Annotated in this window: 16 protein-coding genes; 4 read left to right on the top strand and 12 right to left on the bottom strand. The window is 38.5% G+C overall.

The annotated features are described in order from the left end of the window. Positions 1-542 precede the first annotated feature (542 nt). The 8 genes from ACFQ38_RS00825 to parE form a co-directional block, all read right to left on the bottom strand. Positions 543-1,832 (bottom strand): S41 family peptidase, encoded by a 1,290-nt coding sequence (locus ACFQ38_RS00825; RefSeq protein WP_381479542.1) that lies wholly within the window; start codon positions 1,830-1,832, stop codon positions 543-545. Next, the gene (locus ACFQ38_RS00820) at positions 1,829-2,062 is read right to left on the bottom strand and encodes a hypothetical protein (RefSeq protein WP_381479541.1); all 234 of its coding nucleotides are present in this window, start codon (positions 2,060-2,062) and stop codon (positions 1,829-1,831) included. Before ACFQ38_RS00820 ends, ACFQ38_RS00825 begins: the two co-directional genes overlap by 4 nt. A gap of 99 nt (positions 2,063-2,161) precedes the next feature. Further along, on the bottom strand, positions 2,162-2,635 hold the full coding sequence (locus ACFQ38_RS00815; RefSeq protein WP_381479540.1) for a GNAT family N-acetyltransferase: 474 nt from the start codon (positions 2,633-2,635) through the stop codon (positions 2,162-2,164). Further along, positions 2,592-2,939 carry a GNAT family protein gene (locus ACFQ38_RS00810; protein ID WP_381479539.1) on the bottom strand — a complete coding sequence of 116 codons (348 nt, stop codon included), beginning with the start codon at positions 2,937-2,939 and terminating at the stop codon, positions 2,592-2,594. The genes ACFQ38_RS00815 and ACFQ38_RS00810 overlap by 44 nt, the downstream gene beginning before the upstream one ends. An 89-nt stretch (positions 2,940-3,028) precedes the next feature. After that, positions 3,029-3,877 carry an alpha/beta fold hydrolase gene (locus tag ACFQ38_RS00805; RefSeq protein ID WP_381479538.1) on the bottom strand — a complete coding sequence of 283 codons (849 nt, stop codon included), beginning with the start codon at positions 3,875-3,877 and terminating at the stop codon, positions 3,029-3,031. Positions 3,878-4,411: 534 nt separating this feature from the next. Continuing rightward, positions 4,412-5,635, bottom strand: coding sequence for an MFS transporter (locus ACFQ38_RS00800; RefSeq protein WP_336823965.1), 1,224 nt, complete (start codon positions 5,633-5,635; stop codon positions 4,412-4,414). A gap of 95 nt (positions 5,636-5,730) precedes the next feature. Continuing rightward, positions 5,731-8,160: a DNA topoisomerase IV subunit A gene (parC, locus tag ACFQ38_RS00795; RefSeq protein ID WP_381479537.1), complete on the bottom strand. Its 2,430-nt coding sequence runs from the start codon at positions 8,158-8,160 to the stop codon at positions 5,731-5,733. Further along, positions 8,157-10,127 carry a DNA topoisomerase IV subunit B gene (gene parE / locus ACFQ38_RS00790; RefSeq protein ID WP_336823963.1) on the bottom strand — a complete coding sequence of 657 codons (1,971 nt, stop codon included), beginning with the start codon at positions 10,125-10,127 and terminating at the stop codon, positions 8,157-8,159. The genes parC and parE overlap by 4 nt, the downstream gene beginning before the upstream one ends. Positions 10,128-10,635: 508 nt before the next feature. Here parE and plsY point away from each other — a divergent pair. The 3 genes from plsY (at position 10,636) to ACFQ38_RS00775 (ending at position 12,713) form a co-directional block, all read left to right on the top strand. Further along, the gene (plsY, locus tag ACFQ38_RS00785) at positions 10,636-11,238 is read left to right on the top strand and encodes a glycerol-3-phosphate 1-O-acyltransferase PlsY (protein WP_336823962.1); all 603 of its coding nucleotides are present in this window, start codon (positions 10,636-10,638) and stop codon (positions 11,236-11,238) included. Positions 11,239-11,271: 33 nt separating this feature from the next. Further along, entirely contained in the window at positions 11,272-11,565 is a 294-nt protein-coding gene (locus tag ACFQ38_RS00780; RefSeq protein ID WP_381479536.1) for a HesB/YadR/YfhF family protein, read from the top strand. Positions 11,566-11,783: 218 nt separating this feature from the next. Beyond that, complete coding sequence (locus ACFQ38_RS00775) at positions 11,784-12,713, top strand: C40 family peptidase (protein ID WP_336823960.1); 930 nt, start codon at positions 11,784-11,786, stop codon at positions 12,711-12,713. Between the two features lie 409 nt (positions 12,714-13,122). Here the strand turns inward: ACFQ38_RS00775 and ACFQ38_RS00770 are convergent, their stop codons facing one another. From ACFQ38_RS00770 to ACFQ38_RS00755, 4 genes are all read right to left on the bottom strand, one after another. Next, entirely contained in the window at positions 13,123-14,520 is a 1,398-nt protein-coding gene (locus ACFQ38_RS00770; RefSeq protein WP_381479535.1) for a UDP-N-acetylmuramoyl-tripeptide--D-alanyl-D-alanine ligase, read from the bottom strand. Further along, on the bottom strand, positions 14,498-15,844 hold the full coding sequence (locus ACFQ38_RS00765) for a YheC/YheD family protein (RefSeq protein WP_381479534.1): 1,347 nt from the start codon (positions 15,842-15,844) through the stop codon (positions 14,498-14,500). Before ACFQ38_RS00765 ends, ACFQ38_RS00770 begins: the two co-directional genes overlap by 23 nt. 37 nt (positions 15,845-15,881) lie before the next feature. Then, positions 15,882-16,319, bottom strand: a complete 438-nt coding sequence (locus tag ACFQ38_RS00760) for a hypothetical protein (RefSeq protein ID WP_381479533.1) — start codon at positions 16,317-16,319, stop codon at positions 15,882-15,884. Between the two features lie 130 nt (positions 16,320-16,449). Beyond that, entirely contained in the window at positions 16,450-17,826 is a 1,377-nt protein-coding gene (locus ACFQ38_RS00755) for a Mur ligase family protein (protein WP_381479532.1), read from the bottom strand. A gap of 170 nt (positions 17,827-17,996) precedes the next feature. On the opposite strand from ACFQ38_RS00755, the gene ACFQ38_RS00750 reads away from it, so the two are divergent. Continuing rightward, positions 17,997-19,244: an ATP-grasp domain-containing protein gene (locus ACFQ38_RS00750; RefSeq protein ID WP_336823955.1), complete on the top strand. Its 1,248-nt coding sequence runs from the start codon at positions 17,997-17,999 to the stop codon at positions 19,242-19,244. Positions 19,245-19,456: the final 212 nt, after the last annotated feature.

The raw sequence follows: 19,456 nt of genomic DNA, 5'->3' as shown, positions 1-19,456 counted from the left end.
TCTTTTAAAGAACGCCCCCGTCATAATATATATTATAGAGAGTTACGTATCAATGATAAGTATACTTAAGACAGTGAGATAAAAAGGGTTTTTTATTGTACAAGGACACCAAAGTCCGAACTATTTGGACATGAAAGTTTGGACTATTAGTTTAGTCCGATCTATATATCGAGTTGAATTACCCAATTCATTTACCAATTAGGATTTTTATTAATGCTGCATTTATACATTATACTTGATTAGTTTCATATTCCAGTGTCCCATAAGGCATCATTATCCCCAATCACATTAGGAACGGATTGATCAATAATCTTAGAATGCCCCACTTCTGTAACTGTGATTAAGATAGTTTTTGTTTTTATTACTTAAACCCCAATGGGATAAGCGTTATTATTCAGATGATCAAAAGCCAAATCCCACCCTATTTTCAGTAGGAATTTGGCTTTTGATCTTCAGCAATCACGTCCGTTAATGTAATACTAAAAATTTAAATCAAACACCTCATTTGGTAAGTGTCATTTTCTTGTTTAAATAATAATTCCTTATATATTAACTTCTTCTTTTAATATTTCCAATGCATATAAAAGGTCTATATCTTTATAGATATGCTCAGGAGTCCAAGGTATATAACGATCGGGTTGAATCCCTTTACCGTGTAATGGATGATTTAAAGTTTTTTGTACACGGCGTGATATTGGATAATAAAGTGAAAACATATCGGCCCACTTTTTGATAACTAAATCGCTATAATCATTCACCCCCATAGTGGACCGTCCAATTACGGTTACTTTAGAAGACGACATACTCATCTCTACGAAGTATTCAGCTGCACTAGCACAATAAACGTCAGTCATAACAACTACTTTTTTAGGAAAATCAGTTCCTTCGAACTTAGATGCTTTATCCTTCAACGAGTCGGAAAAATCTAATGCAACAAAACCTTGACCGCGGTACTTCTTACATTGTTCTTCCGCAAAATCAAGGACATCTAATGTCTCTTGATCTTTTATATCCTTTCTAAAATTCTGACATAATTGAATAAATAAATCAGAATTTCGATTGGTATAATTGAACTCCCTTAATTCACCTTCAGTACTTGGGTGTTCATCGCTTGGGAAAATATATGGAACTAACGTTGAAATGGCTTGTCCATTTCCACCATTATTATTTCTTACATCGATAATTAGATTTGTACATTTTTTTATTTTAGCATCTTGATTTTTCACAAAATCCAAGGTACTGTCCACATCAGCAAAACTCGGCAAAGTGATGACTAAAGTTCCTTCGTTTATTACTTCTAGTGTATGCTCTTTCTTTTTAGAAACTGGTTCGTAATCTTTCAAACCAAATTTAATATGCTCTCCATTTTCGTTTTCAATTGTAACAAATGATGATTTATTAATGATATGCGACCAATCTTCACGTTCTGCACTAGCTCCTCTTAATGAACTCGGATTCGAAGCTATTACTTGATTAATTGTTCGATCGTCAATTGCGACAATTTTTGATCCTTTTGGAAATCGATTTTCTTCGAATGTCTCTATAACATAAAGGACATCCTTATATCTTCTTGTTCGAAAACCACGGGTGATAGTTTTTACGTTGTCTGATCCTTCAAAATTAAAATACATATGACGATCTTGAAAACTAATGAGATAGTCATCAACGATTTCAGTAAATTTCTGTGGTGTTAATTCCTGTTGGCCCTCTAATTTCTTAATTTCTTCACGATAATATTCAGGTTCATCCCAATCTTGTTTTTCTTCATAACCAGCATAGTCAGAGTGAACAATATCAACTATTTCGTTAAATATTTCGGAATAACTATTCATAGATATTCATTTCTCCCTTTCCCATTAATCAGCTTATTTATAATTGCTTCACCTCTTGCAACGCTGCCATATACATAGACACTATGCAGTTGATTTGGAAACAGCAATCCTATTTCCTTGATTGAATCATGTATGAGAGGGAGAAAAATAGAATGGATTTTGTCTATATGAACATCGCTGATGATGTATCCATCTCCATCAAGTCCATATCCAGCTTGTAAACAAGTCACTTTGGCTCCACCTTCCTTGTGTATCGCTCATCAAGTCCTTGTTGTTGTTTTATCAAAACTCAAATTCGAACGACATCAATCGGTTAGAATAATCAAATCCTAATTTTCAGCCACTCTTTTGGACGGCTCGTTTGATTCATCAGTTGTCCAATACACACCATACCCTCTTTCTAAGCATTCCTTTATGTATTGTTGTCCTAATATCGTTGCCAAACCACAATTTCGCATATTTTGATCAAATGTTGCTATATATGCTTCATGGCGGTCTCCGTTAACACAACATGAGTAACATGTACTTATTACCTTGCCATTTTTTAAAATAGCATATCCTAATCCATGTTGAGTAAAAGATTCCGCCGAGGACCAATACTCTTTTAACTCTTCCCTTAGCCTCTCGTCAGCATTAATCAATTCCTTAGTAATCCTTACCATGGCAAGGTCTTCATCAAGTATATGACCTGGTTGCTCCAATCCTTTTTTGAAACGCTCCGTAACCAATTCGTAATAGACGTTATACCCAACATAATATTTACGCCCATACCACTTTTTGCAAAGTCTTTTTCCAAGATTCATTAAAGATATTGCCGATAAACCAAACTCCTCCACATGAATCCAGACTTTCTTGCTTTAATTGTGTGGAAATTAAATTACCAAGGTAGCTGTTAAATAACCCATTCTCTGGATCGCCGAGCAGATAGTATCCCAAGCCTACCGCGTATACAATAGCAGTATGAGGCTCCTCTATTTGATCAACATATACTACGCCTTGATTCATACCGCTAATAACTGCATTTAATACATTTTCATTTTTTTCTTGCGGAGTAACCAATAATTTATTAACTTTATAATAATCTTCTTTAGACAGTTTAACGATCATTAAATATCCCCCCTAATGTGCAGCTTTTTCAGAGATACCCACATCACTTTTCATTAGTCCCCCATAAAAAAAAATTGACGTAAAAAACGTTAGCAATTAGATGAGCTGAAGAAATCTTTTGCAATTGAAATAATTTCCTGTGGTTTTTCAACTACTGTCCAATGACCGGCATTGTTGATTTCAACTAATATTGCATGCGGTATATAATCTATTAAAAGTTGTTTAATTTTAGAGGGATCTAAAATGTCATGACTTCCTTGTGCAACCATATCTGGGATTTGATCCAGTTTAAAAAGTTTATCGGTTAAATCATAGTTTTTTACTATATCATCTATGATTTTTTTTTTTACTACCTTGTTCATTTTAAAAACCTTTTTCTTTTGTAAACTTTCTTTTGAGAATACATAGTAGGGGTCTAAAACTTCCAAGACTCTTTCATTATCTTTATTCACTTTTTTAAATGAAAATATAAATAGCCTAATTTTATCCTTGAGAGAAAGTCTTTTCATAAGTTCTTTTTGAAAGCTTTTATACCCTTGAGCCGTAACACCTATTGCAGCAGTTAAAAATAGCCCATTGACTCGCTCTGGATATGTAGTGGCATAAAGTAATGCAAGCATAGACCCCCACGATTCTCCGAATAAGTTCATTTTAGTTAAACATAGTTTTTTCCTTAACAATTCTAAAACTTCTACTTCCATACTCATGGAGTACTGGCCGGATTTTTCTGTTTCTGATTGACCACAACCCGTTTGATCATAAAAAATCAATTTATAGTTTTTAGATAAAGGTAAAACGTGAGGCAAAAAGAATTGATGTTGGCTTCCTGGTCCGCCATGGAGGAAGACAATAGGCTCACCATTCCCGACAATGTTGAAATATACTTTTTGATTATTTAAATTTATATAATTAGTGTTCTTCTTTTCTTCATGGTCCATTTTTACCTCCCAGTACTATTATTTGAATACATTCCTAGTAAAAAACACTGAACGATTATCATCCATCTGGCCGATTTTCGAACAACTGTTGCGAATGATCGAGGCCGTTCGCTGGACGTAAAGGTTATGAAGAAATTAACTTTATTCATAAAACTTATACATTGAAAACAACTGGCTTATAATAACTATTGTAACACACTTCTGAAAAATACGACTCCTGTATTTGATCATGAATATTGTCCGAAGTAATATATATTTGCCAATGTAGGGTGTTTCTATTTAAAGCATGAAAATATTTTTTTGAGTCAACTCCACTGTTAAATCCACATTATGTACCATGCAAAGAAGAAACCACTTTATTTCTCACTTGCGTATGTCTCGCCCAAATTCCCTATCTTTTCCCTGCCTTCTGTCGACTATCTTTATGGATCGAAGACTAAAATCATTACAAGAAATGTCCAATCAGAAAAGAAAAAGCGTAAGATGGAACGGACATCTGCCATTCCATCTTACGCTTTTTCATATATTTAGTTATTAAACCGTCTTAACTACCGACGGCTTTACTTGCTGTTCTAATATAATATTCCTGCGTTTCATTTGCAGGAAAAAAATCGCTGTTAAACTTAAACTAATGAATCCGAATATAACGACCATCGTTTGCAACCCTACAATATCCAAAAATGCCCCTGCACTTAGCAGCACAACTTGGAACATGACTCTTTCCAGCATATTTCTGAAAGAGAAAAAACGTCCATGGTATGCTTTTGGCATTTGTTTCTGAAAAATTACCATTGCTGTTGGGAAAAAACAGCCTAATGCAAAGCCTAAAAAAGCGAAAGCGCTTAAAGATAAAATCAAATTTTCTGCAAAAACAAGCAAGAATTCTGCGATACCTACCATTGTAGCGAAGAAAAATAAGATAAATGTTGTTTTCCATTTTCTTGTAACATATTTTATTGCAAAAGAACCGACCATGAAGGCGATCCCTTCCACTGCATAAACAAGGCCTTTTATCGTTGAAGATTGCTGGATTTCGCTTAGATTAATAACAATTAAATTAAAAGAGCCTAAAAATAATAAAGGAATCATCGTCATAATTAATGTCATGCTAACTGCGGGATACGATTTCAACACAGGAAACATATCTTTAAAGTTATTTTTTTCTTTATTGCCCTTGTTTCGAACATCTTCATCTCTCGTTTCGTCTATACGCAGCATCATCGTAAAGATGAGCAGCACTGCGTAGGCGACTGCAGAAATCCAATAGAGAGATGATAAAGACCAATAGACTAACATAACACCGGCTAATGCCGTCCCTGCTACCCTTGCAATCGTTGCGATATTCATATGCAAGCCATTCATCGCAAGCAGCTGATCATCTTTAACGACGAGCGGAATTGTTGATTGCAGTGCTGGAAAATAGAAAGTAGCTGATAATTGTATAGCGATAACGAACCCCATCATCCACCAAACTGAATCTGTTGCAATTGCGATTAGCATAAATGCAACGCTTAGCAGCCTTCCAAGGCCAGCCAAGAGCAATACGGTCTTCTTCCTGGATTGGTCAATAATACGCCCTGCTAAAGGTCCGGCGATGATCCCTGCAAGTAGCCCAATTGCTAATATGAGTGCTTTTACAAAATCTGACGGGATCTTTTCCTGTAAAAACTCTAAGTTGCCAATTATACCGGTCCATAATCCAAGTCCGGCGATCAATTCACCCGATAGAATGATCCACACATTCCGGTTTTTCCACATAACCCCATCCTCATTCCTAATTTACTTCGCTTTTCGAACTATTATACGGAAAGCAACGAAAAAAGTCACGAGAAACTTTCCCGTGACTTCATTCCCTATTTTACTTCTGCTTTTAATTCTTTATACATTTTTTCTACTTGTCCGGCATCATTTTCATCGACAAGGAAGCTACCATTAGAATATCGGTCAACTAATCTAAGTGTGTTTACTTCAACTTGTACTTTATCGTCTTTTTTCGTGCTTAAAATGACCGAATCAGTCGGTTTTACAAGTTCTACACCGATGATTCTATGAGGGTTCGTTTTTAATTCTTTCAACACGACAACGCCACGCTGAGCTCTTGCGGCGGGCTCCATCTCTTTCAGCGCCATTCGCTTTGCAGCGCCACGTTGAGTGGCAATCAATATCGATTCAGTCTCATCTCGGATAACAGTCATTGCAACGAGACGATCATTTGTTTTTAAGTTAATACCTTTGACACCTGCTGTTCGGACACCCGTTTCGGTAAGCTCAGATAGGGAGAACCTTAGCCCGTATGCATGCTCTGTGAATAAAATAACGTCTTCCTCACCTTTCACGAGCTGAGCATCCACTAACCGGTCTCCTTTTTTCAAATTCATCGCTTTAAATGTCCTTGAATACCGTTGAACATGGAAATCAGAGAGCTTCGACAGCTTAATATTGCCGCTATCTGAAGCCGTCAAAATGGAAGCTTCCTGGTCGAAGCTTTCTACTCCGATTGCTGCTACAATCTCTTCGTTCTGATCAAGAGAAATTATGCTCGATAAATGTTGCCCTAAGTCACGCCAACGAATATCCGGCAATTCATGAACCGGCTGATAGACATAATTGCCGAGTGAAGTAAAAATGAGCAAATGATGCTGCGTATTCATAACCGATTCAAGGAGACTATAATCGGATTCTTTCATTTCCTGTCCAGTGCCATTTGACGCACTGAATGACCGGATACTTGTCCGTTTTACATAGCCGTCTTTCGTTACTGATACGACAACATCTTCACTTGGAACAAGAATATCAAGGTCCACTTTAATATTTTCAATCTTTTCCTCAATGACCGATCGTCTCGGTTCGGCGAACTGTTTTCTAATTTCAAGAAGCTCTTTCTTAATAACATTCGAAAGCTTTTTATCGCTTTTTAAAATGGCATCGAGCTCTGCGATTAGTTTACGTAATGACGCGTCTTCTTTTTGCAGTTCGGTAATGTCCGTATTCGTTAACCGATATAGTTGCAGGGAGACGATTGCTTCCGCTTGTACTTCTGTGAAGTCAAACTTTTTAATAATATTGTTTTTGGCATCTCTTTTATCTTTGGACGCTCGGATCGTGCGAATGACATCATCTAAGATCGATAAAGCTTTCATAAGGCCTTCAACAATATGTAGACGGTCTTTCGCTTTTCTTATATCGTATTTCGACCTCTTCGTTACAACTTCCTTCTGATGGTCTATATAAGCATCCAATAACATCGGAAGCGACATCAATTTCGGCCTGCGATTTGAAATCGCGACCATATTGAAATTATACGCAACTTGTAAATCCGTGTTTTTTAATAAAAACTGTAAAATTGCATGGCCATCCATGTCTTTTTTCAATTCGATAACGATGCGCAAACCTGTTCGATCCGATTCATCACGTACATCTGCAATTCCATCCATTTTACGGTCTAAACGAAGTTCATCGATTTTTTTTACCAAATTAGCTTTGTTTACATCGTATGGAATTTCTGTAATGACAATTTGGGATTTCCCTGCTTTCAAAGGCTCGATTTCAGATTTGGACCGAACAATAATTTTTCCTCGCCCTGTCTCATAGGCTGTCTTAATGCCATCGATTCCTTGAATCGTTGCTCCGGTAGGAAAATCTGGACCTTTTATAACCGTCATCAATTCATCGACTGTAACACTGTGATTATCCATTCTCATGAGCACGGCATCAATTACTTCATGTAAGGAATGCGGCGGGATATCCGTTGCATAACCTGCAGAAATCCCAGTTGATCCATTGACGAGCAAATTAGGGAAGCGCGAAGGAAGTACAGTCGGTTCCGGTTCAGTATCATCGAAATTCGGGATGAATTCAACTGTTTCTTTGTTAATATCTCTCAACATTTCACCTGCAATTGCAGATAGCCTTGCTTCGGTATACCTCATTGCTGCTGCAGGATCACCATCAACGGAACCATTATTGCCATGCATTTCAATCATTAAATGCCGCAATTTCCAGTCCTGGCTCATTCGGACCATTGCATCGTACACGGATGTATCTCCGTGAGGATGGTAATTACCGATCACATTTCCGACTGTTTTTGCCGCTTTCCTAAATGCTTTATCATGTGTATTGCCTTCGTGGAACATTGCATACAAAATACGCCGTTGTACGGGTTTTAAGCCATCCCTCGCATCAGGAAGCGCCCGATCTTGAATAATATATTTACTATAGCGTCCAAAACGGTCGCCGATTACTTCTTCCAAGGGCAGATCTTGGTAACGTTCTGATAAGGTCATTCAAAGTCCCCCTCGACATGCAAAAATTCATTTTCTAAAATATTATGTTCTTCTGTTCCAAAGTCAACATTGTTTTCAATCCATTTTCTTCTTGGCTCTACTTTGTCCCCCATTAAAGTGGTTACACGCCGTTCGGACTGCGCTCCGTCTTCAATCGTTACTCGGATCAATGTGCGCGTTTCAGGATTCATTGTCGTATCCCATAGTTGGTCGGCATTCATTTCACCAAGACCTTTATAGCGTTGCAGCATATAGCCTTTTCCAATTTTTTTAATTGCTTCGTCAAGATCGGCTTCAGTCCACGCATATTCCACTTGTTCGTTCTTGCCGGTTCCTTTGGACACTTTGTAAAGCGGCGGTAAAGCGATATATACCTTTCCGGCTTCGATTAAAGGCTTCATGTAACGGTAAAAAAATGTAAGGAGCAGCACTTGAATATGTGCCCCATCTGTATCGGCATCCGTCATAATGACTACTTTGTCATAGGCGATATCTTCAATTTGAAAATCGGAACCGACTCCACCGCCAATCGCATGAATAATCGTATTGATTTCTTCATTTTTCATAATATCTTCCAATTTCGCCTTTTCGGTATTAATCACTTTACCGCGCAATGGCAAAATAGCCTGGAATGTCCGATCCCGGCCTTGTTTAGCAGATCCTCCCGCAGAATCTCCTTCAACTAAATACAGTTCATTTTTTGCAGCATTTCTTGATTGAGCAGGTGTAAGCTTTCCAGACAACAACGTGTCTGAACGTTTCCGCTTTTTGCCTGAACGTGCATCTTCCCTTGCTTTTCGCGCTGCTTCTCTCGCCTGTTGAGCACGTATCGCTTTTCGAATTAAATTAGCACTCAATTCAGCGTTTTCCTCAAGAAAATATAGCAACTGTTGGGAAATGATCGAGTCAGTCGCAGTACGTGCTTCCCCTGTACCTAATTTTCCTTTTGTCTGTCCCTCAAATTGAAGAATTTCTTCCGGGATCCTCACAGAAATAATTGCTGAAATACCCTCTCGTATATCCGAGCCATCCAAGTTTTTATCCTTGTCTTTCAATAAGCCCGTTTTTCGTGCATATTCATTAAAAACGCGCGTCATTGCTGTTTTGGCTCCCGTTTCATGTGTTCCACCATCTTTTGTACGCACATTGTTTACAAAAGACAAAATCGTTTCAGAATAGCCATCTGTGAATTGAAATGCGAACTCCACTTCTATTCCTTCCGCTTCCCCTTCCAGATAAGCGACATCATGCATGACATCTTTTTCTTCATTCAAATAAGAAATGAAGGCTTCTATTCCCGTTTCATAATGGAAAATGTCATGTTTATCAGTACCTTCTTCTTTTAAAACGATTTTCAAACCTTTCAACAGGAAAGCAGATTCTCTTAATCGCTCCGATAACGTTTCATATTGGTATTTAATCGTTGAAAATATGAGTGGATCAGGCTTAAAGTGGATCAACGTCCCCTTTTCCCTTGTATTTCCGATTTCTTCAAGTGTTGTTACAGGCTTGCCGCCTTGTTCAAAGCGTTGACGATATTTTTTCCCATCACGGAAAATCGTCACTTCCAACCATTCGGACAAAGCGTTAACAACCGATGCACCGACGCCGTGCAGCCCTCCACTTGTCTTATAGCCGCCTTGACCAAATTTCCCTCCGGCATGTAGGACGGTAAGGATAACCTCGGTTGTCGGTTTCCCGGTCTTATGCATACCTGTAGGCATACCGCGACCGTAATCCCTTACACTTATACTGCCATCTATATGGATTGTTACATCCACTTCCGAACCGAAGCCTGATAATGCCTCGTCAACTGCATTGTCAACAATTTCATACACTAAATGATGAAGTCCTCTAGAGTCCGTAGAACCGATATACATTCCCGGTCGTTTACGAACCGCATCAAGGCCTTCTAAGACCTGAATGGAGTCATCATTATATGCTGTTACTGATACATTCTTCGTCAAATCGCAACCCCCATCAAACGAATGTTCTATACTAAATCTATCGTACTGCTTCCCGTAAACCTTGTCAAATCAACGTTCCGGGTATGTCGCTCAATTAATTGTATATAAGAAAGCGCTATTATGCAATGAGATAAGGCATTTGTGTTTGTAATTTTACCCATATATCGTTTAATAGAAGCATGCATTTTCTTATAAATCCATTCCTCATATTGTCGGCGCTCTACTGTTCTGATAGACTAAAAGGACAACTAATGTCAATTTTGCGTTTATGTTTTGCGCGCGGATTTTGAAACAGGTTTGATCGGTTTACTACTTCGAAATTTCGTGATTTTGTAGGCTAAATCCAACATACGATTGGCCAAGCAAGTTTGCATTGACAGTCGTAATTTGCTTACCATTCTTAAAGAGTAGGCGTTAATGAACAGCTCTTAAGAACAGTAGCCCACACTCCTCTCACACAGTATGAGAGAAAAATATTTGCTTAATAATGATAGTAAAGGGGAACATCATGGAAAATATCATTCTTATTATATGTGCCTATTTGCTTGGCTCCATCCCTTCTGCACTTTGGGTTGGAAAGATTTTTTACAAAACTGATGTACGCCAGCATGGCAGTGGGAACTTAGGTGCTACGAATACGTTCCGCGTTTTAGGTAAAACAGCTGGTATCGTTGTAACTTTGCTTGATATTCTAAAAGGAACGGCAGCGGTCCTTTTACCGCTTTTGCCACTATTCGCTGCAGGTACGATTCACCCACTTTTGTTAGGAGCGCTCGCCGTAATCGGCCATATGTTTCCTCTATTTGCGAACTTTAAAGGAGGGAAAGCTGTTGCGACTTCAGGCGGTGTTTTATTAGGATATAATTGGCCAATTTTTATCGTTGTGCTACTTGTATTCTTGATAGCACTGAAGTTTACTAAGATGGTTTCTTTATCCTCAATGATCGTAGCTGTAGTCGGTTTTATTTATAGTATTATTTATTTCGTTATTAGCGGTGATATCTATCTTATGATCATCGTTGGATTCATGGCCATTTTTATTTTTTATAGGCATCGAGCCAATATTGCACGTATTAAAGCAGGAACTGAGCCAAAAGTGAAATGGATGTAATACAATAGAGGCATCACAGAAAGGCGGGATTGTATGAAAATCGTTATTTCGGATGATGCAATGAAATGGTTCCATGAAGAAATGGAAGCAGAGCAAGGAGACTATATTAAATTCTTTGCCCGGTATGGAGGTTCAAGCCCCTTACATGATGGATTTTCACTCGGAATTACGAAAGAGAACCCGGATGAAATTGCTGTGGAAACAGAAATGGAAGGCATTCATTTTTACGTTGAAAATCGAGACTTTTGGTTTTTCGATGATCATGATTTACATGTTGACATAGACCAACAATTAAATGAATTGACCTATACTTACGAAAAAGCGTAACGGTTATTATCCGTTACGCTTTTGTAATATTTTCCTCTTTTATGCCTGTAATATAAATGTAAAGAAAGCATCCGAGCCCCCACCATTCCATCATTCTTATTGATCCTAAAATAGAGAGGAAAATACTTCCGACTGAAAGTGTTGTTTTCTATGATACCTTATGCGTAGTAGCGAGTCAGTCGCTAAATCAATAAGATGATCTTTTGGAGGAGTTATTTATGAAAAGAAAATTTTTATCAGCAGCACTTATTACTTGTGTCAGCCTCAGCTCAATTGCTATACCTGCCATTGGTCCTGTACATAGCGTCTCAGCAGCTACTGCTACACAATCGAACAGCCAAACTGTAAATGCCAAAGCAGATGAATTAATTCGCATCGCAAAAAGTTTGATTGGGAAATCTACGTATAGCACAGCAGAGTATAAACCTACTTATCCATACAAATTTTCTTGTGCAACATTTCTTATGTATGTTTTTGAAAAAGGTGGAGTAGATCTTGCAACATATAACGAAGATTATATGTTAAAGCAAGGGAAATACGTAGCGAAAAGTCAGCTCCAAAAAGGAGATCTAGTATTTTTCAAAAGTAAAAAAACTGGAACGGATCCCGATCATGTAGCTATGTATATCGGTAACAATAAAGTGATCCATATGGCTGATTCAAAACAGAATATCGTCATATCGGATATGAATAGCAAGCCATATTACAAAGAGAATTATATGACTGCAAGAAGAGTTTTGCCAAGCTTGATGTCTTCCACTCCCGCAACGAAAGGTGATAAAATTGTCGAATCGTCTTATAAGTTAAAAGACAGTGCGATCATCGGAAAAACGAATAATGTGAGTGCAAAAAGGTTTACAAGCATAGGATTTGTCAACTATGTTTATAAAAACAACGGTGTCAATCTTAACGCGACAAGTTTGAAAGACTTACAAAGCAAAGGTACAACAGTTTCCCGTTCCAATTTGAAGAAAGGTGACCTTATATTCTTTAATAGTGTAAAAGGATCAAAGAATCCATCAATGGTTGGAATTTATGCAGGTGAACAGCGAATTATATTACCGAATTCAGGGGGCGTCATAACTCGTGTCATGCTTGTCGATTATTACAAAGAGCATTTCATTACAGCGAAGCGTGTGTTCAACTAATCATTGACTGGCAATAAATGAACTATCAGCTTGTGCTATTCTTCAGCTGAGCAAACGTATTGGAAAATAAAGTGAAACTCAGCTATGCTAACGAACATAACATTTACATCGGCAGACTTCACTTACTTTATCTATAAGAACATGGCATTGATTTGCGAAGATATTTTTACAGCTTACAGTGCAATCCTTGTGACACAAACAGGGTACTCTTACAAAATATAAGCGCAACATTTAGCCAATTGTATTTATATAAAGAAGGACAATGATAACAACAATTAATTTAGGGACACGTTTCCTATGCGAATTGTGTCCCTAAATTTAGGTTAATAATAAGTTCTCCTCATGTACTATTGCATTGTTCCAATTTAGTTTTTTCATGTATAATGAGCCATTCTTCTCTTATATTTCTTTATTCCCTCGCCAAAGTGCCATTTTTTAAACGTTCGGCAAACTCGATAAGTGATCTGCTTGACATTGGCCCCTTAATTAGCACGATTGTCTTCTCATCCAATTGAGGATATAAAAACTCCTCTACCCCGTTTACATCTTGATATATGCGAATAATTGCATTGCTGCCATCGGCACTTGCTTGCTTCGCGATTTGACGAGCTTTTTTGCCAATCGTTAATAATGCATGGATGTTTCTTTGGGCAATTTTACTGCCGATTTCTTGGTGATATTTTTGTTCGAAATTTCCTAACCGATTAATGTCGCCTAAAATAAGTATTACCTTTTTGTTTTTTCCGATAGCATCAAGGACTCTCAGTGCCGCTTCAATCGATGTCGGGTTGTTCGTCCATGTGTCGTCAATGACTGTGCAGCCGCCTACCCCTTTTGAAAACTCTAAATGGCGTCCCATGTTTTTGTACGATTGCAGGCGTCGAATCGCTTTATGCAGATTGACACCCATCTCATTTACTGCTGCAAGTGCGGATAATGCGTTAAGCACTTGGTGTTCTCCATAACCAGGAATAAACACACGATAACCCTTTTTTTGATGGTACATTGTAAAGGCCATGCCGCCTTCTGCATACCGGATATTGGCAGCGCGGAAATCCGAATCCCGATCGGTTCCAAAATAAACGATTTTTCCTTCGAAATGGCGTTTGTTCAACTTTTGAATATTTTCGTCATTGCTATTCAAAATCAACGTTCCGCCTTTCCGAACACCATCAATAATTTCCGATTTCGCTTTCCGATACCCTTCAATATCTACACAACCATCTAAATGATGTACGCCGATATTCGTTATAATGCCAATCGTCGGCTGATAAATCATACATTGGTGGGCAATATTACCAGAGTTGCCAAGGCCATGCTCAAATATAGCTGCCTCAGTCTGCTCATCAATGCCCATTAAATATGGAAAGGACCGCCTCGGCTCGTTTTGGCTGCTTACAGACGCATGAACAACCCGGTCTTCCGAAAGTATATGATGAATCATATCTTTAGTTGTCGTTTTACCGCAAGTGCCCGTTATCGTTACAACAGGAATATCAAATAAATTTCGATAATACGTTATAAACTTCCAATACGATTGCACGAGACTTTGGACTTGGAGCACAGTCGTCTTATTTAATAGAGGTAAATCAATCTCTTTTTTATCTGTAACGACTAGTGAAGGCCCTTTCTGATCAATTGCTTTCCAATCGATCGGGTCTGTTCGGTTTACAAACAGTAAAGAGTTCCGTCTTTTATGGTCATGCCTTTTATAGTAAATGGCATCCTGTACTTCCCAGTCCTCTTTTCCGATAATGATTTGGCCTCCTAATAATTTTCGGATTTCACTTACCACAATCGATTTCATTGCGGTTCCCCCCTTTCGCCGAAATCCGGTTTTTCTTATTTTGTCGAATCAACTGCTTAATCCTATTATGGATGTCGTTGTTTTCGAACCCGAAAAACATGGACAAAGAAGGTGCATAATTCCCTTCGATTACCCATAAATATCCGTCACGATCAATCCCAATATCAAAACCGATAATCGTTAATCCATTTTGTTCCGAAGCAAGCTCCTGTGCTACATAATTGCAAAGATTTTCAATTATATCCGTGCATCTTTGCATGTCAGCTTGAATTCCTGCATCATTGAAAGCTTGTTCCAACGATAATAATTTTTGAGCCCGGTTTGTAATGAAATAATTTGCAACCGCAACTCTGCAAAGCATGCCGGATGTTACCCAATCCCGATGATCCAACTGCGTAATCACTCTTAGGTCAAAGGGGCAATCGTCTATCGTCACAAGAGGAATTCCTTGTTGGACTAAGTATTCCATTTGTGACAAATGATGATTGTTCAGATACGTAAGCAATTGATCGAGATTTAATCCGTCAATTGTTTCATCCAGCATTCGCAATTCGAATGTCCTGTTATTTTTCTTCGTAACGAGCAACAGTCCTTTACCTTGTTGGCCGACGATCGGTTTAAGGATAATTTGGTTATAGTTTTTGAGGAATTTGAAAAGTGTAAAGGGGGTGCAAAGATCTGTTGCGGGTATAAACGGACGTATCGATCTCTTTTTCAATAATGTAATCGATTGGTTCCATTTACTATTTCTTTCATGTAGCGAGATGTCATATAAAAAGAACGTGCCATACCGGTCTTGCACAATATCTATAACAACGGTTTGGCAATTAGGAAAAGATGTGCCAATAGCATTTGCTGTATAATAGAGAAGACTATGGAGCTTTCGCAACTGAAATAGACTAAATAGTGATTTAGAATAAGAATGATCAACAGCTGTTTTTTGAACAAACTTCCAAGAATCAACAGCAGATTTCCGATGATAGGTAAATAAGCTGCGAAACGGTTTCGTTGAGAGTGCAGGTATTTCTTGCAAAATATAAAACTTCTTCGGCAACATTTTATCTATTAAATACTGATAAGCTTCTTGTACTGTCACAAATTGTTTCTGGAATTGCAAAGTTTCAACATATATTCCCCACTCGATTTTAGTAATTACAATCTCTTCTGGACCAAAAATCGGTTTGATCATGAAACGATCATATCTCCTGAAAAAATCATAAAAAGACTCTTCCTTAAACAATTGCATTTCTAATAGATGACCGCGGATGAAAGGTTCTTTTTGTAAGATTGCATTTTGTCCGTATCTCCCTCGGATTCCCTTCACTTCCTCACCCCCTTGTTCCTAAATCGTATGATCAAAATTATGAGCAGCCTTGATTCATGATGGTCCCTTGTGGAACGGAAACGATGCCGTTTTGGTCAAAAAATTGATCGATGACGAATAGCTTTACGCGATCTGTTGTTTCAGGAGGTGCTTGATCCATGAAAATCGCAGCGAAATCATGTCTTGCTCCATTTACAGTACCTGAACCGATAATGCCGATGAGACAGCAATTCCCTTCATTGACACAATCGACTTCAAGAATCGTATCCGCAATGAATTGAAAACTGTGGTCGCGTCCATCGCAATCTTTATCGATGAATTTGAGCGATAAAGTTGAGGTTTGCAGCCGATCGACACATACATTTGCCTGATAGGTCAGGTCGCCTTTTACTGTTCCGCGATGCCCTAAAAATCGGACATGCTTATTTGCTGCACTAGCATTTACGATAACCCCGCATGGACATTGATTACCCATTTCTATCCCTTCCTTTCATTAAAGGATGCTTTAGTATTTTACCAACCTGATCTCACTATTTACGGTATTCTTCGTGGATGGTTGTTGACTTGGTAACTGCCCTATTTAAACCACTTTCCCAGCCTGCTCTTCATTTTTTCCGCAATTGTACAGCCACTTCTTTCAATGCTTTGCTGTACATGTCACCTTTCACAAGGACGATCGTCTGATCATCAACAATCCTTTTCAATAAATCGATTGCTAATAACTCACTATTAAAAGCGTAGACCTCTTTTATTTTTCCTATCTCTTTTACACGGTCTGCCATTATACGAGCATGCTTGCCAATTGTAATTAACACATCTGTACCAACTTCATTAATAATGTCGCCTGCAAGCTCATGGATAATATATCCCCATGACCCTAAATCGGTCACTGTTCCGATTACAGCGACTTTTCTTTTTTTATGTCCGACAGCTTGTAAAACATGCATAGCGGCTTTAAGGGATGTTGTCGTTAAACTCCACGTATCGTCTATAATGGTTGAACCGTTTATGCCGTCAATGATTTGTAGTTGTTTATTTAAGGTTTCAAAGCTTTTCAATCGCTCCGATATTTGCTCAAGAGGCATCCCGATTTCATGGGCGGCGGCTATCGCACAAAGAGCATTGTACACTTGGTGGACCCCAAGCCCTGGAACGAACATACATTCCGTAATATCTTTATGATGCAAAGTAAAATACATTCCTTTTACCCCGTAGTAAACTTGACTTGCTCTGAACGTACAGTTAGCATCAATGCCAATCGTAATGAGCTTGCCTTTGAAATTTATTAAATCCAATGTTTGTGTTCGTTCGTCATCCGCGTTCACGATTAGCACTCCATTAGGTTCAAGGGCTTTCATGATTTCCCCTTTTGCAGCGATATAACCTTCAATTGTCTTACAATAATTTAAGTGATGTTCTCCAATATTTGTAATAATCCCGATGTTCGGCTTTAAATAAGCTGCTGCATTCGTCAAGTCCCCTGGTGCCCCGACTGCTGTTTCAAACACTGCTGCGTCTGTCTGTTCATCAATGCTAAGCAAATAATGCAAATGTGCTGTTCTTGAATTGTTCGTGCTCGCTGTATGAGCGATTGTCATACGCTCGGACAGTAAATGCCGGATCATCTCTTTTGTTGTCGTTTTGCCGGAAGTGCCTGTAACAGCAACAATAGGAATGTTGATTTGACTACGGTAATCGTTAATGAAGTTCCAATATGCTTTATCGAAGTTTTTCACATGGATGATCGTCAAGTCGTTTTCATATTCACGCACCTCAAATATGCGATCGGTAATAATTGCGATTGGAAAAAAAGGTTTCAGTCTATCCCATTTGACCAATTTCCTTTTAAGAAAAAGCAATGTATTCGGATGGCGTATCTGCTTTAACCGATATGCTCCGTGTTGAATCGGAAGCATATCAGTGCCTTGAACAAGTGCACCGTCTACGATTTTTCGGATATATCCCGTCAATAGAGGTTTCAATTCTATTCACTCCCTTCCCCTACGTTATTTTATGTTCATTTTTATTAGTAGCTTGTACGAAACGCCTGCTATAGCAAATTATACGAACGTATATCGGTTATAGGATGTATAACCAAGTAGTGGACACGAAATTTCATACGATAGTAAAGAGTTGTCTGGATTATGAAGGGGTGAACTTTTTGAAAACGATAATCTTCATCGGCACGAATAAATCCGGATCAAGCAGAGAAGCGATTAAAGCAGCTGTTCGCCTTGGTTATTTTACGGTTTTATTCACAAATAAAGAAAAACAGATCGCCCAGCGGAAAGAATATACAGATGTCCATGAAATGATCTTCATAGATACTTCTGACATGGCTGCCATGGCAGATGCAATACGGTCGATGCAGTCGAAAGGGAATGAAATTATGACGATTATAAGTTTCATAGATCCTAATGTATCGAAAGCACTCGCGTTATGCGATATGTTTTGCCCAAACGGGATCTCGTCGAAAGCCGCTGCATTGATGGAAAATAAGGCAGGGACAAGAGCTTTGTTGGAAAAACATAGTTCTAGCCCAGCGTTTTACATTATCAATCCGGAAGATGAATGGGATTCCGATGATTTTGTGCTGTCACTAGGCGACGATTTTCCCGACTTTCCTGTTATCGTTAAATCATCTTCGTCAACTGGTTCGAAAGATGTCATACGAGTGACGGATCGTGTACAACTGCAAAAACAGGTTCGGAAGTTACGTGAGAAATCGCCGGAGGAAGCTGTCATTATTGAAGAATTCATAGAAGGTGAGCAATATTTAGTAGAGGCTCTCGTTTATGAGAAGCAACTTATGATTGCTGGTATTATTCAACAGGAAATAACTTTCGGCAAACGATTTATCATAACGGGTTATGGTGTCATGTCAATAGTGCCTAAGGAGTTGGAAAACAGCATTCGGTCTGTGCTAACATCGATCATGCAATATTTTGCAATTGAAAATGGTGCTTTCCATATTGAAATGCGCTTAACGAACAAGGGGTGGCGCTTAATTGAAATTAACCCTCGCATTTCCGGCGGTGCGATGAATCAAATGCTAAAAGCGGCTTTCGGTTTCGATTTGGCGGAAGAAACAGTGAAATTATACTTAGGTGAACAGCCTTCGATCGTGCCGGCTCATCGAACGTTTATCTTTACCCAATACGTCATTGTTAATGAAAGGGGCATTTTAGAGAAAGTGACCGGGAAAGGAAGAGCGAAGAAGATACCCGGAGTTGTAGAAGTGTATGTTAAGCCGAAAAAAGGGACATTATTATTGCCGCCTCTTTCAATGGGACATCGTTATGCATACGTCATTGCATCAGGAGAAACATTAAATGCAGCTCAGAAAACCGCCAAACAGGCTGCAAAAGAAATCCATTTTCATTTACTGCAAAATAGTTAGGTGAAAATAGTTGAAATATAAACAAGGAGGCTGTCCAATAAGTCCCTAAAATAGAACAGGTGGCGAAAAACGAATCGTTTTTCGCCACCTGTTCTTGTATTTTTCTTATTCAATACTGAAAGTAGCACGCGGATGCCGGCCACTTTCAGTAGATTGTGGGCCAATGCCACAATTCCGAATTCCGTATGCACCTTTTCGATGCCCCGCAGTGA

It is taken from the genome of Sporosarcina contaminans, from assembly GCF_042679045.1.
GTDB classification, from domain to species: Bacteria; Bacillota; Bacilli; order Bacillales_A; family Planococcaceae; genus Sporosarcina; species Sporosarcina contaminans.
Note: the sequence above shows the minus strand (reverse complement) of the source record. Positions and strands in the feature narration are given on the sequence as shown.

What these genes read in the sequence shown, in the direction of transcription:
- ACFQ38_RS00825 (WP_381479542.1), bottom strand. Translation starts at nt 1,832, where the DNA reads ATGAATAGTTATTCCGAAATATTTAACGAAATAGTTGATATTGTTCAC.
- ACFQ38_RS00815 (WP_381479540.1), bottom strand. Translation starts at nt 2,635, where the DNA reads ATGAATCTTGGAAAAAGACTTTGCAAAAAGTGGTATGGGCGTAAATAT.
- ACFQ38_RS00810 (WP_381479539.1), bottom strand. Translation starts at nt 2,939, where the DNA reads ATGATCGTTAAACTGTCTAAAGAAGATTATTATAAAGTTAATAAATTA.
- ACFQ38_RS00805 (WP_381479538.1), bottom strand. Translation starts at nt 3,877, where the DNA reads ATGGACCATGAAGAAAAGAAGAACACTAATTATATAAATTTAAATAAT.
- ACFQ38_RS00800 (WP_336823965.1), bottom strand. Translation starts at nt 5,635, where the DNA reads ATGTGGAAAAACCGGAATGTGTGGATCATTCTATCGGGTGAATTGATC.
- parC (WP_381479537.1), bottom strand. Translation starts at nt 8,160, where the DNA reads ATGACCTTATCAGAACGTTACCAAGATCTGCCCTTGGAAGAAGTAATC.
- plsY (WP_336823962.1), top strand. Translation starts at nt 10,636, where the DNA reads ATGGAAAATATCATTCTTATTATATGTGCCTATTTGCTTGGCTCCATC.
- ACFQ38_RS00780 (WP_381479536.1), top strand. Translation starts at nt 11,272, where the DNA reads ATGAAAATCGTTATTTCGGATGATGCAATGAAATGGTTCCATGAAGAA.
- ACFQ38_RS00775 (WP_336823960.1), top strand. Translation starts at nt 11,784, where the DNA reads ATGAAAAGAAAATTTTTATCAGCAGCACTTATTACTTGTGTCAGCCTC.
- ACFQ38_RS00770 (WP_381479535.1), bottom strand. Translation starts at nt 14,520, where the DNA reads ATGAAATCGATTGTGGTAAGTGAAATCCGAAAATTATTAGGAGGCCAA.
- ACFQ38_RS00760 (WP_381479533.1), bottom strand. Translation starts at nt 16,319, where the DNA reads ATGGGTAATCAATGTCCATGCGGGGTTATCGTAAATGCTAGTGCAGCA.